The 15,975-nt window shown below is 62.1% G+C and carries 13 protein-coding genes; 4 read left to right on the top strand and 9 right to left on the bottom strand.

Features of this window, described 5'->3' with window-relative positions; all coding sequences use genetic code 11:
• The coding region (locus HGSM_RS02635; protein ID WP_019147186.1) for an ABC transporter ATP-binding protein at positions 1-618 on the bottom strand (618 nt) is incomplete at its 3' end.
• Between the two features lie 134 nt (positions 619-752).
• On the opposite strand from HGSM_RS02635, the gene HGSM_RS02640 reads away from it, so the two are divergent.
• Positions 753-1,172, top strand: coding sequence for a VOC family protein (locus tag HGSM_RS02640; RefSeq protein ID WP_019147187.1), 420 nt, complete (start codon positions 753-755; stop codon positions 1,170-1,172).
• Positions 1,173-1,282: 110 nt separating this feature from the next.
• Here the strand turns inward: HGSM_RS02640 and HGSM_RS02645 are convergent, their stop codons facing one another.
• Complete coding sequence (locus HGSM_RS02645) at positions 1,283-2,935, bottom strand: FAD-binding protein (protein WP_019147188.1); 1,653 nt, start codon at positions 2,933-2,935, stop codon at positions 1,283-1,285.
• Between the two features lie 327 nt (positions 2,936-3,262).
• Here HGSM_RS02645 and HGSM_RS02650 point away from each other — a divergent pair, with 327 nt between their 5' ends.
• The gene (locus tag HGSM_RS02650) at positions 3,263-3,952 is read left to right on the top strand and encodes a TetR/AcrR family transcriptional regulator (protein WP_019147189.1); all 690 of its coding nucleotides are present in this window, start codon (positions 3,263-3,265) and stop codon (positions 3,950-3,952) included.
• 671 nt (positions 3,953-4,623) lie between these two features.
• On the opposite strand, the gene HGSM_RS14910 is transcribed toward HGSM_RS02650, so the two are convergent.
• From HGSM_RS14910 to HGSM_RS02680, 6 genes are all read right to left on the bottom strand, one after another.
• On the bottom strand, positions 4,624-4,752 hold the full coding sequence (locus HGSM_RS14910) for a hypothetical protein (protein WP_268257790.1): 129 nt from the start codon (positions 4,750-4,752) through the stop codon (positions 4,624-4,626).
• A 136-nt stretch (positions 4,753-4,888) separates the two neighbouring features.
• Complete coding sequence (locus HGSM_RS02660) at positions 4,889-7,351, bottom strand: helix-turn-helix domain-containing protein (protein WP_019147191.1); 2,463 nt, start codon at positions 7,349-7,351, stop codon at positions 4,889-4,891.
• Positions 7,352-8,119: 768 nt separating this feature from the next.
• Positions 8,120-8,614 (bottom strand): SRPBCC family protein, encoded by a 495-nt coding sequence (locus HGSM_RS02665; protein ID WP_019147192.1) that lies wholly within the window; start codon positions 8,612-8,614, stop codon positions 8,120-8,122.
• Between the two features lie 203 nt (positions 8,615-8,817).
• Positions 8,818-10,719, bottom strand: a complete 1,902-nt coding sequence (locus tag HGSM_RS02670; RefSeq protein WP_019147193.1) for a DUF4914 family protein — start codon at positions 10,717-10,719, stop codon at positions 8,818-8,820.
• A 399-nt stretch (positions 10,720-11,118) separates the two neighbouring features.
• A complete protein-coding gene (locus tag HGSM_RS02675; RefSeq protein WP_019147194.1) occupies positions 11,119-11,388 on the bottom strand; it encodes a glutaredoxin family protein in 270 nt (89 codons plus the stop codon).
• A gap of 98 nt (positions 11,389-11,486) precedes the next feature.
• The gene (locus HGSM_RS02680) at positions 11,487-12,992 is read right to left on the bottom strand and encodes an MFS transporter (protein WP_154646218.1); all 1,506 of its coding nucleotides are present in this window, start codon (positions 12,990-12,992) and stop codon (positions 11,487-11,489) included.
• Between the two features lie 111 nt (positions 12,993-13,103).
• On the opposite strand from HGSM_RS02680, the gene HGSM_RS02685 reads away from it, so the two are divergent.
• Positions 13,104-13,988, top strand: a complete 885-nt coding sequence (locus tag HGSM_RS02685) for a LysR family transcriptional regulator (RefSeq protein ID WP_081581274.1) — start codon at positions 13,104-13,106, stop codon at positions 13,986-13,988.
• Between the two features lie 253 nt (positions 13,989-14,241).
• Here the strand turns inward: HGSM_RS02685 and HGSM_RS02690 are convergent, their stop codons facing one another.
• Entirely contained in the window at positions 14,242-14,529 is a 288-nt protein-coding gene (locus HGSM_RS02690; protein ID WP_019147197.1) for a hypothetical protein, read from the bottom strand.
• A 230-nt stretch (positions 14,530-14,759) separates the two neighbouring features.
• On the opposite strand from HGSM_RS02690, the gene HGSM_RS02695 reads away from it, so the two are divergent.
• A complete protein-coding gene (locus tag HGSM_RS02695; protein WP_019147198.1) occupies positions 14,760-15,971 on the top strand; it encodes an NAD(P)/FAD-dependent oxidoreductase in 1,212 nt (403 codons plus the stop codon).
• The last annotated feature ends 4 nt before the right edge of the window (positions 15,972-15,975 follow it).

The following is a 15,975-nucleotide window of genomic DNA, read 5'->3' on the forward strand; positions in this document are numbered from 1 at the left end:
GACCAGCACCGTGCGCTGCGAGAACTGCTCGGCTTCCTCCAGGTAGTGCGTGGCAAAGATGATTGTGCGCCCCGAGTCGGCGTCCGCGCGCATGGTGGCCCAGAAGTCGCGGCGCGCGGTGACGTCCATGCCGGCGGTGGGCTCGTCGAGGATCAGGAGCTGCGGGTCGGGCAGCAGCGCCAGCGCGAACTTGAGCCGCTGCTGTTCGCCACCCGAGCACTTGGACACCTTGCGGTCCAGTAGTTGCTCAAGTCCCGTTTTCTCCACGATTTTGGACACCCGTTCAGGCTTGCCGTGCAGCGCCGCAATGGCCGTGAGCGTTTCCTTGACGGTCAGGTCCCGCAGCAGTCCGCCGGTTTGGAGCACGGCGGAAACCTCGCCTGCTTCAACCGCCCTGCGCGGGTGCTTGCCACCCACCTTGACCGATCCACTCGTGGGTGAGGTCAGTCCGAGGATGATGTCGATCGTGGTGGTCTTCCCAGCCCCGTTGGGGCCGAGCAGCGCCACGATCTCCCCGCGCTCGATCGACAGGTCGATTCCGTCCACCGCCTTGACTGTGGTTCCGTGGGTTCCCTTGAACTCCTTGCGGATGTCTGTGAGCGCAACTATCGACGTCATACGTTCCAGTGTGCGTGCCTTTGTGCGCCACCGCAGGTGGAAAGCGTCAACGTGTTCCACCATGCGGGCGCAGGCCGTTGGCGTGAGAATCGAGGGGTGGCTACAGCCCAGCCCACTCATGCGGAAGGCACATCATGGCAACCAATCTCAACGCATACATCAACTACCTCGACACGGCCCGTTCCGCGCTCGAGTTCTACCAGTCTGTGCTTGGCGGCGAGCTCAACATCAGCACGTTTGCCGAGTTCCAAGGCTCCGACAGTCCCGACGACGCCAACCTGGTGATGCATGGCCAACTCAATACCGCCGACGGTGCGATCATCATGGCCGCCGACACCCCCAGCTACATGCGCGAAAGCGCCAAGGGGCACGAGGGCTTTTCAATGTCCCTCTCCGGCGACGACGATGCCACCCTCTCCGGCTACTACGAGGCTCTCTCGGCTGGCGGCACAATTGTCCAGCCGCTCGTCGAGGCCCCGTGGGGAGACAAGTTCGGCATGTTCACGGACAAGTTCGGCGTGGGGTGGATGGTCAATATTGTGAAGGCGCAGTAGCACCGTCCGTGGCCAAGTTGGGCCCTGCGGCCCAACCTGCGCACCGGATTATCGACGATCCTGGCTGGCTCGTGAGGTTCACTCCGCCAGCCAGCCAAGATCGTCGGGAATCAGTTCACGCCTACGGCGTGACGTGCAGCGATATAGCCGAACGTCATGGCCGGCCCGATGGTGGAACCAGGACCGGGGTACCGGTTGCCCATGACGGACGCCGACGAGTTGCCGGCGGCGTACAGGCCCTTGATGACGGTGCCATCCTCGCGCAGGGCGCGTGAGTGCTCGTCGGTGAGAATTCCGCCCTTGGTGCCGAGGTCACCGGGGTAGATGCGGGTGGCGTAGAACGGTCCGCGCTCGATCGCGCCCAGGTTTGGGTTTGGTTTCACGCGTGGATCGCCATACACGTGGTCGTAGGCAGAGTCGCCACGGCCAAAGTCCAGGTCCTTTCCGGTGGCGGCGTAGCCGGAGAACTTGGCAGCCTCGGCGACGAGGCCCTGCGCGTCCACGCCGATCTTGCGTGCGAGCTCCTCGAGGGTGTCGCCCTTGTAGAAGAAGCCGGACTCGAACATCTTCTTGGGGGTCTGGCGCGGCATTGCAAACCCGAACGGATACGAGTTCCGGTGGCGCGACTCCATGATCATCCAAGCGGGCACCGCCGGGACCGACTCGTTGTGGGCGTACTGCCAGTGGACGCAGTCCACGTACGAGGCTGACTCGTTCATGAAGCGCTTGCCCGCCTGGTCCACGATCATCGAGTGGGGGAACGAGCGCTCGGACACCAGGAATGACGGTTTGCCGGTGGCCGGGTCGAACGAGCTCGGACCCCACCAAGCCTCCTCCATGATCGCGATGGACGCTCCCGCCTCCATAGCCACCTTGATGGGCAGACCCTGGTCACCCGGGTTGGCCGATGACCACTGCTCATTGGTGGGCTGCGGCAGGTACTTCTCCCGCATTTCCTGGTTGTGGGCGAACCCGCCGGCCCCAATGATCACGCCGTTCGTGGCCATAACGGTGGTCTGCACGCCGGCGCGGTCGAGGACCGCCCCGGTGACGTCGCCGTCCTCCGTGACCAGGTCAATCAGCGCCGACTGCGTCCACAGCGTGACGCCTCGCTTGGACGCGAGGTGCAGGAGCTGACCAATCATCGACTGGCCGTTGGTGTACCAGTGCTTGCCCGCCACCCGACCACCGAGTGCGCGCAGCCCAATGATCTGCGCAGCCTTGCCCAGACCCTTCATCGAGCGGAAGGCGCGCATAAACGTGCCCACCTCGAACGTGTACATGGGGATTGGCACGCCGGGACGGATCTGCTTACGGAGCTCCGGGTCCAGGGTTTTGAAGTTGAACATCTTGCCCTCGATGCCGCGTCCGCGCACGCTGCCGCCCGGCTCCTCGGGGTGATAGTCGGCGTACCCAACGCCATAGATCCATTCAAACCCGCAGGCCTCGAGGAAACGGACCATCTCCGGTCCCGAACGCACAAAGGCGTCACGGCGTTCCTTGGAGCTGGCCGGGCCGACATCCGCGATAACCCGGTCCATGTATGTACGGGCATCCTCGAACGAGTCCGGGGTGCCACCAGCCTTCATCAGGTGATTGTTGGGGATCCAGGCGCCGCCACCCGACATCGCGGTGGAACCGCCAAACAGTTCGGTGGACTCCGCCACCAGAACCTTCTTGCCTGCGTCTGCTGCGGTCACTGCGGCGGTGAGGGCGGCTGCCCCTGAGCCGATGACCACCACGTCAAAAACTTGCGCTTCCATGGATACTCCCTTGTCCCGAGTGCGAATGGCGGTGTGGTGCTGGGTTTGTGCTGAGTTGCTGCTGGTGCTCTGTTCTTTGGGTGTTGCTGGTGCTGGTGCTTCGGAATTGCTGGTGCTAGTGCTCTGCTTCTTGGTTCGTGCGAGCGATGTAGCGCTCCGAGTTGTGTGCCAGCTTGATTAAACGGACAACAATGTCCGATTAATAGTTAAGCATCTTTGGGCAGGGAGTGGAAGAGGACAAAGTTAGCGCTGGGCAAGGGGTGCGTTGAGCCGGGGCGTACCGAACAAGGGCGGTCCTGTACTGAGGCTTGCTGAGCTGGGGCGGCGATGAGCCGGGGTGCGTCGAGCAGGCTGAACATCGTGGATGACTTTGGTTGGGCGGCCATCGGTGTTCCTGGCACACCACGCATCCCGCTCTACACTGGAGCCATGGTCCAACGCTCCGACGCCACCGAAAATCGCAAGCGCCTCATCGAGGCAGCCGAGAGCGTGTTTTCTGAGCACGGCCCCAACGCGCCGCTGCAACTCGTGGCAGACCTAGCCGGCGTCGGCCGCGGAACGCTGTATCGCCACTTCCCTGACCGGATCGCACTGGTGGTGGCGCTGTTCGAACTCAGGCTTGAGTCGTTCCAGCAGGCCGCTCTGTCCACCCCCGGCGATCCGCGCGAGGCCGAACGGATTCTGCTCCAGACCCTGCGGCAACAGCAACTCACCCCCGGCCTGACTCGACTCGTGTTGGCCACGGGAGACACTTACCGCGAGCGCCTCGAATCACTCACTGCGGGGCTCGAGCGAGCGCTCGAAGGCCCCATCCGGTACGGCAAAGCGGCCGGCCGAGTCCACGAGGATGTGGAACCCGGCGACTTTCTGGTGAGCTGGGCAATGTACGAGGGCGTGACCTCCACGTACTCCGAACCCCACTATGCCGAGCGCCTGCGCCGGAGCCGGAAGCTGATCCTGCGATCCATCCTGCTCGCGCCCGCCCTGGCCGAGATTGAGGAACTCGAAGAGTTCTGACCACATCGGGGGCTAGGGGCCGTCCACCCCCTCGGGCACGGTGCCGCCATGGGATGGGCAGGTTAGCCCAGTATAGACTCCCTGCATTTCCTGAAAAGCGCCAGAAATCAAGAAAATCGGGCAATCCGCAACGATCCGTCCCGAGGATTTCAGGTAGGCATGGGTGGTTCTCACCGCTTACGCGGTGAAGCAGCCACCGCCCGCAAGCGCATCGCCACCGGCGCCGCGGCCCTCACGCTTCTGGTTCCGTCCGCGATCGCACTCGCGGGCCCCGCCGGCACCACGGTCACCTTCACGTCCACCCACACCGGAACGTTTGATGCCACGGTGACCGGCCCTAGCGGCTTCAGCACCACCATCACATGTGCTGATGGCACGTCGACCCTTTCCCTTCCAGCCGGAGCTGCGGCGGGCACCTACAGGTCGCGCCTGAGGCCAAGGATCAGTGCATCTCGTTCAAGGGCTCCTCGTTCGAGCTCGTCAAGGACTCGGGTACCGAGGGTGGCGTCGATGGAACTACCGACGGTGGGACCACTGATGGCGAGACCACAGACGACGGCACCTCGGACGGTGGTTCTGACGGCGAGACAGATGGCACCACGGACGGCGAATCCACCGACGGCCAGTCTTCCGGCGAGCTTTCTGACGAGGTAGTCGCTGACAACGAGAAGTCAGACGAACTTGCTTCCACAGGACTCGAGCTCGTGGTCCCAGGCATCGCCGCGCTGGGCCTCCTTGCTGGAGGCGCATACCTGGTGCGCCATCGCGTAGCGTGACGCGTACTGGAGTGGAGTAGGCACTTGGCGGGGCCTATCCCACACGAGCGGGGCGGAACTCTAGAAGTTCCGCCCCCGCTCTGTCTTTCCCACCATTTTCGGAGACCTACTGAGCCACCAATTAGGCACGGGGCTTCCCAGGTGGAACTCCAACAGCGAACTACAAGAGCGCAGAGAGGAAACTCGCCAACTCTCGCCTGTCAGATGCTCCGGTTCGCATGAGGATAGACGACACGTGAGCGTCCACGGTCCTCACCGAAAGGGTCAGCCTCTGGGCGATCTCACGGTTGGTCAGCCCACGTGTCACCAGTTCCGCGATCTCACGCTGGCGCTTAGTCAGAGCGAGCGAGGTCCGCGCGGCAGGAATCCACGCGCCCAGGTTCGTGAGAAGCGCACGGGAGGCCGTAAGTTCGGCCTGGTTCTTGGACAGGATGGCGGCGGCGTCCCGCAGGTAAACGTCGGAAACAAAGTCGTCCACGTGCTTCGCCGCAAACTTGAGCCGCTCGAGATACTGCAGGCCCCGGGATGGGTAGGCCACGATGGCGAGGTGACATCCGCGGAGAAGGGCAAACCATTCGTTCGCTTCGGCGGCGCGCTCGATGTATGCGTGTAGCCTCGCGTCGAAGTCTGGAGCCGCCAACGCAAAGCGTGCAGTCAGCACGCGGAAGTCGGGCTCCGAACGCATGTTGGCGGTGCCGTTGTACGGGGCTGCGTCGTAGTCCTTGATCGCCTCCGCAGCCTCAGCATTCAGCCCTTGGACCGCGAGCGCCTGTATGTAGGATGCGAGCGTGGGCTTTGACTTGCCTGATGGGTCGACTCGCTCGAAGCGTTCGAGCGCGCCGCGGAACTGCGTTGTGGCAACCTCCCACATTCCCATCCCGGCATAGCCCACACCGATTCCCGACTGCATGACCCCTGAATCGATAAGGTCGATGGCAAGTTGCATGTCCCCGATTGTGAACGCCTCGGCGGACTTCCCACACAGCATGAGGATGTAGAACCTCGCGGACACGACCTCCGCAAAGGCAAACGGGAAAGAGTGCTGGGTAGCGGCGGACACTCTGAGGTCTCGTCGGTCCAGCGCTGCGTCGGCGAGCGCGATGGCCTCCTCGAACCTGCCCTCGGCTGCGAGGGTAAAGAGTGCATGGGGCACCAAAGTAAGTCCGAAGCCGCTCTTTGAGTGATGCGCGTCGATGACACGCACTAGCTCTTCAAGTGACGGCCCCTGTTCCCGCTCCGGGTCGTACAGGACCATCGCCTGGATCTCGTAGGCCTCAACGCTGATGGGGTCGTTGTGCTCTCGGGCAATAGCACTCTCGCGCTCAACGAGTGCCCGCGCCTTATCCATGTGTCCAAACGCCTTGTGGACCCACAGTTCAATCGTGATGGGGTGAAGCCGTACGGAGTACAGGTTGTCGGGATCAAGCGCAATGAGCTCCCAGGCGAGAGCCACTTCTTCCAGCGCCCGGCTGTGTCGGGACTGGAAGATGAAGGAGAGCCCTCGCTGGCAGAGCAGAAGGAGATAGACCTTGCGTTCCTCCAGGCTCTTAGCGGAAAGCATGTCAATGATCTGGGCGCGTGAGGCGTCGACTGGCACGACGAGGTCGACCAGCTTCTCCACGGCCTTCCAGTCGTGGCGCATGAACCCTGCCTCGCACGCAAGAGATATCTCCTGCAGAGACAGTTCGTGTCCAACACTGACGGCCGCATGGGTCCACGCAAGTATTCCGATGTAGTCCTGTTGCGCGGCGGTGGGTTGAGGTAGGGACTCAAAGATCGTCTGCCTGCGTCCCGGAGGAATGAGGTCGTCGATTGCATTTGCCACGAGCACCGAGGCCATCCTGAGCGCCACTGCACCGTGGGGCAGCACGTGTTCGACGATCATTCCACAGGCAGCCAACTCCTCGACCTCTGAGTCGGGGAGGTAAGGCGCCACGAGCGAGCGTTGCAGCGATCCGGCGATGCTCAAGTATTCGAGGAACGATTGCTGCACCGGGGAGAGTTGGTTGAACTGGTGCTGCCCTAGCGCATCTAGTTCCTTGGAGGTTGCGAACTCCTCAATGCTGTACCAGGCGTACTTGCCCCTACGCAGGACTCCCTCGGCGAGGAGGCTGGGGACGAGTTCCTGAAGCAGTCCCGGCAATCCGGCGGTCATGTACCAAATGATGTAACTGTGCTCCCCCACCATCGGGCCACCGAGGTAGGCGCTGATCAGTTCCTGGGCTTCCTCGGGACGCAGTGGGGCGATGGAAATGCTTCGTGGCCTCACTTCCACGGCGAGGGTCACAAGTTCCCGGGGCAGCGAGCGGGCGAGGTGGGTCTCAACCAGCAGCACGATCTGTTCATTGCGCACTGCATCTGCAACGACGAGGAGCATCTCGCGTGAGAGCCTGTGTGGCTTCTCGAGCCACACCACAGGCGGAGCACCCGCTGAGTCGGCGGCAAGGATCGCCTCGACCTCGTGAATCTGGCTCGAGGGCTTTACGGGCACAATCACGCGATGACTGTTCTGCGCGGTCAGTTCCGCAAACGCTGCGCTGATGTAGCCGGTCTTCCCTGCGCCCCACGGCCCGGTGACCAGAACTAGCCCACTGCGTTCAAGTGCCTGAACGATTTGTGCCACAGTGTCAGTGCGCGGCGGAATAACCCACTCAGTTCGGGGACCTGGTGAGTGTTGCACGATTGAACGATAAAGGGACACGGGGAGACATTCTTGGGTGGCGGACAGGAGCTAAGCGCATCTTCTGAACTCTTCAAGATACCGCATTGCCCCGCACAGGGGGACCGAGGTCTAGTCTGAGAAAAGAAATCTTAACCAAGCATTTACTTCAGCCGCGAAACAATGCATCAAAATTCGCCAAAATTACGCCACTTCGAGTCCCGCATCAGTTAGCTTTTGATTCGTTCGACACATAAAACAAAGAAGGCCCCTCACCGAGATGAGGAGCCACCGTGGAGTACTAGCGTGACCGCAACTACCTGGGGGTAGGTCGTTGCGGTCACGCGAGCAAAGCTCCTTGACCTCGCGGGTTATTCCGCGGTCGGACGCGCTAGCTCTGCTCATTACCGGCCATGAAGGACGCAGCCACCCTTCGACTAAAAGGCTCTGCTGCAGTTTTCTTTGCCTTGACGTCAACATCGGAAAGCATATTTGCTGACTGTGAGCGCATCACACTAAACCCCCGCAACGGAGTTTAGGTTCCCACAGATTTCAGCGCTTCCTGAGGCCGCAGTCTGAGTGACGGTGATCGGTCATCAATGCCTTACTGAGCTCGCACCCAGCAACGCAGTGGCATATCCGATCAACACCACCACCGCCACAATACCCCTTGGGGCATTGCCCCACGCACCCACACGCGGGCGATTTATGGAACCCACAGTCCCAGGTACCTCACGCGCTAGAAGCGGCGCCTGAAGCCAAGACTCCAGGAATCTGAGACACCGCGGCGGAGAACCCTTCCTCGAACCCCATTTCAATGACCCGGTCTAGGGCGGCCTCCGAGTCGTAAACGCTCTCAAAAGTCACCCTCACTCGACCCGGTTCGCCGTCCAATCTGACGGTGCACTGCGCGTACGGCATGGTCAGGTCAGGCACACCTTCGGAATCGGAGAACCCGTCCGTAAAGGTGAGCGAGGGGAAGTCAATGTGGTCGAAGGTCCACCACCCATGTGACTCAGTCCCATCAGGACCGGTCATGTGGTACCTCGCCTCACCGCCCTGCGCGAACTCGAACCTGCTAAATGTGGCGGGCCACCCTGGAGGGCCCCACCACTGCTCAAGCAGTTGCGGATTCTCAAACAACTGCCATGCCTCATCGACTGTTGCGACGAGTTCGAACGTCGCGGTCAGGTTCCTTCCATCGCGCTCATACTCCACGGTGGACATGCGGCTCCCCCAATCCTGAATGTGTCCCTTCCACGCTACGGGCGGCGCAACCACCCCGCAAAAGAAACGGACGCTGGAACCGGGCGAAGATCGTCGAAAATCAATTGGAAGAGACAAGCCAGAAGGGCACAAAAGAGCGGGGGCACCCGCGCGACCACCATCGCGCGAGTGCCCCGCCAAGGGCCGAGTGTTCGGCCGGGCCGTTAGATGTACAGCGGCGTGAGTTCGAGGTAGTCCTCGAGGGTGCCGTCGCGTAGGCAGACCTCGATGATCTGGCGACCCAGCGGGTCGAGGTCATCGGTAAGGAACTGCTTGAGCTCCGATTTGAAGAAGTCTGTGATGATCTTGGCGCCGGCGTCGTACGCCTCCTCGCCCACCTGGCTCTGGTTTTGCGGTTGGAGGAAGGTTGGGCGGATCATCTGGCCGTCGATCTTGACCTCCTTGAGCGCATACCCCATGAGCGGGCAGCGCGCTGGCGTGAGGTTGTCGGCCTTGATCTTGCCGCCGCCGCGGCGGGCCAGGTACTCGCGCGTCAGCCATTCGGCGGTGAAGCCCACCTTGTACGCGCCGATGTGCTGGTTTGGAGTGAGCACGTAGCGGGTGCGAGGAGAGGCCACGATCTGCGCCAAGAGCAGGTTCGCCGCGGCGACCTTGGTGCCCGTGGAGAACGGCCAATACGAGCCGACGCCCTCCGAGACCATGCCACCCGACTTGATCGTTTTCTTCTCATCCTTGGTCTCGCCGATCGACGGGTTCTTGTCGCCGCGAGGCGCGATCAGGCGCCACAGCCACGCCAGAGCCGGCGGGACCACGTGCATCATGCCCATGATTCCGTAGCTCGACCCGTTACGGGTGCACGCCGGCTGGCGCACGCCGAACGTGCGGATATCCACCTCGGTGGGTTCCGAGATGACGTCCTGAATCATGCTGCGCGGGATGACCACGCGAGGGTTCGGGCAGGGCTTCCCGTTGGAGTCCAGAGTGTGCTCCCACGGCAGGGCCGTGGCATTTGGGGTTCCGTCGATGTTGAAAAAGACCAGTGGCGTCTCGGGGTGGATAACCGCGCGCTCGAAGTGTGGGTCCTCGCCGTAGTTCTGCATGTTGTCCACGCGCACGAACCAGCCGTCCTCGGCGTCCGCAACCACGAGTTTGCCCGATTCGTTCTGGATGGAGGCGTGGCACAGGGTCATGTCGTCCGTGACTGGTGCGAGTTTCGACGATTCATTCAAGTTGATGAAGTACGGCTCGTTTGTGACCACATTCGTTCCGAGAAGGATGCGTCCGTCATCCTGGCGGCGAATATCCTGGCACATCTCCGACTTGCCACCGCCCGAAGCGCCCTCATGCATGATGACGGTCTCGTTGTCGTACGGCGTTGTCACGCGCACCGAACTAGCGTGGGCGGTGATCCAGCCCTCGGTCTCGCCGATGTCAAGCAGCGCGGAGAACACGCCCTTCTTGGCCGATGGGCCGGGATACAGGTTGTACGCAAAGATCTCGTGCAGGGACTCGGTGCGGTCGTGAACCACAACTTGGCGGCCCTTGAAGTGCGTGTGACGGAACGGCGGTGCAGCGTACAGGATCGAGCGAGGCTCAAACGGCCCGATCTCATCGAACGTGACCCACCCTTGGAGGTCCACGAGCGCGGTGGCAAAGAAGGCAGTGTTGGCAGGGACGATGGCTAGGGAAGGCGAGCCGTACGTCAGGCCGCCGGCCTTGAACGGAACCACGATGAGCTCCTGCTCCGCCAACCAGTTAAGCGTTTCCTGCTTTACCGACGCAAAGTCATAACCATAGACATCCTTGAACCTAGGCTTGTCCGTGGGGCGGTCGTCCGCGATGCGCATGCAGTCGGGATCGCGGCGCCGCATGTAGTCCTCGGGGTAGTTGACCGCGATGCCGTTCTTGCAGCGCACAACCGTGGCCTCAGTAACCATTCCATCACCCGGGACGCGATACACCACGTCAAAATTGTCATCACCATTCGGGCCAAGCGACAGTTCATACAGTTCCGCACGAGTCGCAGGAATCGTGATCTTCGGGGCCTTGGACAGAGCCTCCGCCACCGCTGGTGGGAGAGTGACGTCCTTGAGTTGCTCCAACATGTAAATCCTCCTGGGCGAGCCGGCTGCGCACTAGGTGGCCCAGCGGAAGCTGGGCGTACTAGAGGCTGCTTGGGCGCGCCAGAAAGCGGGTGAGCCCAAGGTAGCCGACGCTGGCTGGTAGATGACCTAAATCTGGTGCGGACTGGACGCGCAAGGCCTTGTGGGCGGCGACGCTTAGAGGCTTCCGACCTGCCGATTTGCGGGGATATTGCCCCTCTTGCCCGGCCGGCGCCTCAGACACCATTGAGCAAAACCTTAAGCGTTCTTTACCTTTTGCGGCTGGGACTTTGGGCTGTACTTTTCTGACAGTTTGCGTTGGGCAGGTGCACTGACCGCGCCCCCGGCGCAGCAAAGCGCCGCCGCCCAAACCAGGGCGGCGGCGCTTTGTGACAGCGGAAGTCAGTTGGCGAGCTTGGCCAGGAGTTCCTTGTTGGTGGGCTCGACCATGTGGGAGCCGTCTGGGAACACGATGACCGGAATGTTTGGTCGGCCGGAGATTGCCTGGGCCTGTTCGGCGGCTTCTGGCGTGGCTACGAGGTCGACGTACGTGTACGAGGTACCCTCGCGGTCAAGCACGGCCTTTGCGCGGCGGCAGTCGCCGCACCAGTCGGCGCCGTACATGATGATGCCCTGATCGGTTGGGGTTGCCGAGGTTGCTGCTTCAGTCATCGATATCTCCAGTGTGTGAGCGCGAAGCGCTGGGTGTAACCAAGTGAGTGCTGCGGGAGCACGTCCTTCTGCTCTGCAGAACAGTTGGATTGGTGGAGTTATTCCGACTCGGTCCCCATCACAATCGCCAGCACCACGCTTGCGGCAGCAGCGCACCCGATCATCGCGACAGTCCCAGCCCATCCCCACACCGCAAACAGCTCGCCGCCGAGCCAACCCATAAGCGAGCCACCCGCGTAATACGACAGCGTGTACAGCGCTCCGGCCTGGGTGCGCGCCTCGGGCACGCCTGCGCTCGCCCAGCCCGATGCCACCGCCTGTCCGCCAAAGAAACCTACCGTGACCAGCAACAATCCCGCGATTTGCGCCCACAGTTGTGACACCAGAGTCAGCGCAATGCCCGCAAGCATCGATCCCGACGTCACCGCCACAACCCTCGCCCGCCCGAGCCTACCCACCAGTTCCGCCGCCCGCACGGATGCGAACGTGCCGCAGATGTACGCCATGAAAATCAGCGACGTCACCTCGGGCCGCAGCCCAAACGGCTCGCCCTGCAGCCTGAAACCCATGTAGTTGTACGTGGCCACAAACCCGCCCATGATCAGGAATCCCTGCGCAAAGATCCGCCGCTGCGCCGCGGATCCCAGGTTGGTTCGGTACGGCCTCCGGCGTGGTTGAGTGCCCTGATTCTCGACGATTGACTCGCCCACCAGCGCACCTCCCGCCGCGTTCTGGCCGGGCCGGGTTGGGGTTGCGGAGTCGCGCGGAAGTGAGCGAGCGGGAGAAACGCTGCACTCCATTGCGGAGCGGCGAGCGGGAGGGATGAGCGCGACGAATCCGACGGTTGCGATGGCCGCCATGACCGATACGGCGAGGATAGCCAGATGCCAGCCAAAACTGGGGGCGATCATTCCAGCGATGAGTCGTCCGGCGAGCCCACCGATCGAGTTGCCCGCAATGAACATGCCTGCTGCTTTGGCTGCAGAGGACCGGGCAACCTCGGCGTTCAGGTATGCAACTGCAAGCGCAGGCACTGCGCCAACAGAGAACCCCGCCGCACATCGAAGCCCCAACAACCAGCCATAGTTCGCCGCTAGTGGAGTGACCAGAGTGAGCGCCGTGGCGGTGATCAGCGCAATGCACATGGTGCGGACGCGGCCGAGCCGTTCGGATACAGCAGCCCACGGGATCACACCCACGGCAAGGCCGATCGTTCCCATCGACACCACCAGTCCCGCCGAGCCCTGACTCAACCCAAGGTGCGCGCCGATCTCGGGGAGCACGGCCTGGGGCGCATAGAGCTGAGCAAAGGTAGCCAGGCCCGCGCAGAACAGGGCAGTCATGAGGTTCCGGAACTCGCGAGTTCCGGGCCGGTATCCGGGGACGGGGACGACAGGGTCGACTGACAGAGCCGATGACGCTGGCACTAAGGTTTCCTCGGGCACCTCGGGACTAGCCACCACGGCAGGCAGGCCCGAACCGACCGAAGCGACCGTCATTATCGGCACTGAGCCCTGCGGGGCAGGGCAGTCGGCAGGATCACCGCAGGGGATGGCGGCAGAGGCTGCTGAAGGGTGAGCTGTGGGGTGAGTAAGCGTAGCCACGTGGGTCCAAGGTCCTTATTTCGGCTATTCTCGGGGGTTTGCTGTAAACCTACGCCTCGAAATCGCATAACACTAATAGGTATTTGTTACGAAAACTCATACGGTTTTGTTATGAGTGACTTGAGCGATCTTCTTCCCCACCTCCGAGTGCTAGCCGCGTTCAGCGAGACCGGTCAGGTCACAAGCACCGCTGAACTCCTTGGTGTCCCCCAACCCCAGGTGAGTCGTTCCCTTGCCAGGGTTGAAGATCTGACCGGGCTCACGCTCCGTCAGCGGGACGGGCGAACCGTGACTCCTTCGCGCGCGGCTCTCGAACTCGGCGCAACCGCGGCCAAGGTGCTCGAGCAGCTCGAGATCACGCTGCGCGATCTCAAGAACGAGCTTCGCGGGCACGTGAGCATCGCATTCCAGCACTCGCTCGGAGAGACCCTGGTCCCGGCCGCCATCAGGAACTACCTTTTAGAACAGCCGGGCGTGGACTTTGGGTTGGTCCAGGGTTCGCGCAACGACTGCATCTCGGCGCTTGAGTCCGGCCGGGTGGACGTCGCTTTCATTGCGGTCAACCCGGATTCGCTCACGCTAAACACCACGCACATCTATACCGAGGAACTCGTGTTGGCGGTACCCGAGGGACACCCGCTCGCCGAGCGCACGGAGGTCACCAGCGGGGACCTGACGCACGAGAGCCTGATCGCAATGAAACACGGCCTGGGCTTGCGCTCCACGGTGGATTCACTGCTGGAACACTGGGGAATTGCACCCCAAGTGGCGTTCGAGGGTCAAGAAATTTCGACCCTGCTTGGATTGGTCGCGGCAAACCTCGGCGTGGCCATCGTGCCGCGCCGCAACTATTCGCTCCCAGTGACGCTGATTCCGTTCAAGAACAGGGACGCCACCAGGGCCATCGTCATGATTACCGCTCGAGGCCGAGCACTTTCGCTTCCAGCCCGCTTGTTTGTGGAGTCAGTTCAGCGCTATAGCCCGGACGTCTCTTAAACTCTGCCGCCCAGTTCAGCCGCCTAACTTCAGCCGCCTGCTTTCCCGCGGCAACCCCGGCGCCCAGGCTTTGCCTCAACCCACACCCAGCCACAAAAAACCCCGCCGAGATCCTAGCTGTGGCGGTGAGTTCCTAGAACGCTTCTAGGATGTCACCGCTGGAACTAGGATCTCGGCGGGGCTAGTTGATGGTGCGGCTACTGCGAAGCTGAGGCCCGCTATTGCCGACACTTACCCAAGAAGCTCTTGGGAATCAGTGCTTTCGCACTCCCAGCACGTGGTGGCCGTCTGCAAATCGGCCCATTGTGGTCGCCGTCCGGGCGGCCACAATGGCATTCGCTGCATCGGCCGCACTGTCTGCGCTGAGCACGTCGAGTGCGGATCGCGAGCTACGTGCACCGAGAGCGATGGCCGCAGGGCTCACGCTCGTTTCGGTGAAACCCTCCGTGCGGGAGGTGTCAGTCATGAGTGAGAATCGCTCGTCAGCAGCGCGCGCAATCGAAATTGGTACAAACTTCTTGTATGTAAGTTTCGCTTGCATGACGCCTCCTAACAAAGCACAAGCGCGTGGAGAGTGTCTCCATCGCGCTAGTTCCATTTTATTTACCGCGCCTTGGGATTCCCTGAGAAAGGTCCTAATTTAGCCCATTCTCGCAATACTTCACCCATAAACTTGCCCGTTTTCCGTGCTTGCGCGAGCACTCCTGTAACGCGCGTCATACGGTGGAACTCACAGCAAATCACCCCAACCAGAGCCCGGGGGGGAACACCATGGGATTCGAGTACAAGTACGTGATCGTGGGGGCGGGCATGTCCGCTCACAGCGCCGCGCGCGGGATTCGGGAGCGGGACCCGGCGGGCTCGATCCTCATGATCGGCCAGGAGCCGGACCCCCCGTACGACCGCCCGCCGCTGACCAAGGACCTGTGGAAGGGCGACAAAACCCTGGCCGATATTGACCTCCACACCGCAGAAAAGACGGACGCGGAGATCTGGACTGGCGTGCGCGCGACCAGCCTGAACCCGGACACGCACACCTTGATCACCGATGACGGCCGCACCATCAACTATGAAAAGTTGCTGCTCGCCACGGGCGGCTCGCCCCGCACAATCTCGCAGCCGAGCGATCGCGTGATCTATTTCCGCACCAAGCACGACTACGAGTCGCTGCGCGCCCTAGCGCAGCCCGGCACGTCAATTGCTGTTTTGGGCGGCGGATTTATTGGCCTCGAAATTGCGGCTGGGCTCGCCCTTGCGGGTGCGCAGGTCACGCTCATTATTTCCGACGATTCACCCGGCTCCCAGGTATATCCTCCCGGTTTGTGTGGGGTGATTTCTCAGAAGTTTGCGGACCACGATGTTCGAGTATTAACCGGGCGAATTGCAAGCGAAATACAGGAAGAGAAGGACAAGGTAAACATCTACTTTGACGCGCATCCTGCCGTACACGTGGACGGGGTGGTGGCCGGCTTTGGCATCACGCCCAATAACGCGCTTGCACTGGATGGCGGCCTACCCACTGAGGCGGGCGGGGTGGTCGTGGATGCGATGCTCCGCACGAGCGACTCGGACGTGTTCGCGTCCGGCGACGTGGCCTACTACCCGGACGACATCCTAGGCCGGCGCCGGATCGAGCACGTGGACAACGCCCAGTCGATGGGCAAGACCGCCGGGCGCAACATGGTCCACGCCGACGAGCGGTACGAGCACACACCGTACTTCTACTCGGATATCTTTGACCTGGGATACGAGGCCGTGGGGCGACTCGGTTCGCAGTTCGACATGGTCGAGGACTGGGCCCCGGGGAAGACCAATAAGACGGGTGTCGTGTACTACCTGGAGGACCGCGCCGTGGTGGGTGTTCTGCTGTGGAACGTGTGGGACTCCACGGACCTCGCCCGAGAAGTGCTCAAGGAGTTTGGTGAGCCTGGAAGCGTAGGCAATCCGGCCAAGCAGTTGAAGGGCCAGATACCAACGAGATAGTTAC

Origin of the sequence: Timonella senegalensis JC301, from assembly GCF_000312125.1 — a bacterium.
In the GTDB taxonomy this organism is placed as follows: Bacteria; Actinomycetota; Actinomycetes; order Actinomycetales; family Cellulomonadaceae; genus Timonella; species Timonella senegalensis.

Bases quoted from the DNA above. Each gene is read 5' to 3' on its own strand.
- HGSM_RS02640 (WP_019147187.1), top strand. From the start codon at position 753: ATGGCAACCAATCTCAACGCATACATCAACTACCTCGACACGGCCCGT.
- HGSM_RS02645 (WP_019147188.1), bottom strand. From the start codon at position 2,935: ATGGAAGCGCAAGTTTTTGACGTGGTGGTCATCGGCTCAGGGGCAGCC.
- HGSM_RS02650 (WP_019147189.1), top strand. From the start codon at position 3,263: ATGAGCCGGGGTGCGTCGAGCAGGCTGAACATCGTGGATGACTTTGGT.
- HGSM_RS02665 (WP_019147192.1), bottom strand. From the start codon at position 8,614: ATGTCCACCGTGGAGTATGAGCGCGATGGAAGGAACCTGACCGCGACG.
- HGSM_RS02670 (WP_019147193.1), bottom strand. From the start codon at position 10,719: ATGTTGGAGCAACTCAAGGACGTCACTCTCCCACCAGCGGTGGCGGAG.
- HGSM_RS02675 (WP_019147194.1), bottom strand. From the start codon at position 11,388: ATGACTGAAGCAGCAACCTCGGCAACCCCAACCGATCAGGGCATCATC.
- HGSM_RS02685 (WP_081581274.1), top strand. From the start codon at position 13,104: ATGAGTGACTTGAGCGATCTTCTTCCCCACCTCCGAGTGCTAGCCGCG.
- HGSM_RS02690 (WP_019147197.1), bottom strand. From the start codon at position 14,529: ATGCAAGCGAAACTTACATACAAGAAGTTTGTACCAATTTCGATTGCG.
- HGSM_RS02695 (WP_019147198.1), top strand. From the start codon at position 14,760: ATGGGATTCGAGTACAAGTACGTGATCGTGGGGGCGGGCATGTCCGCT.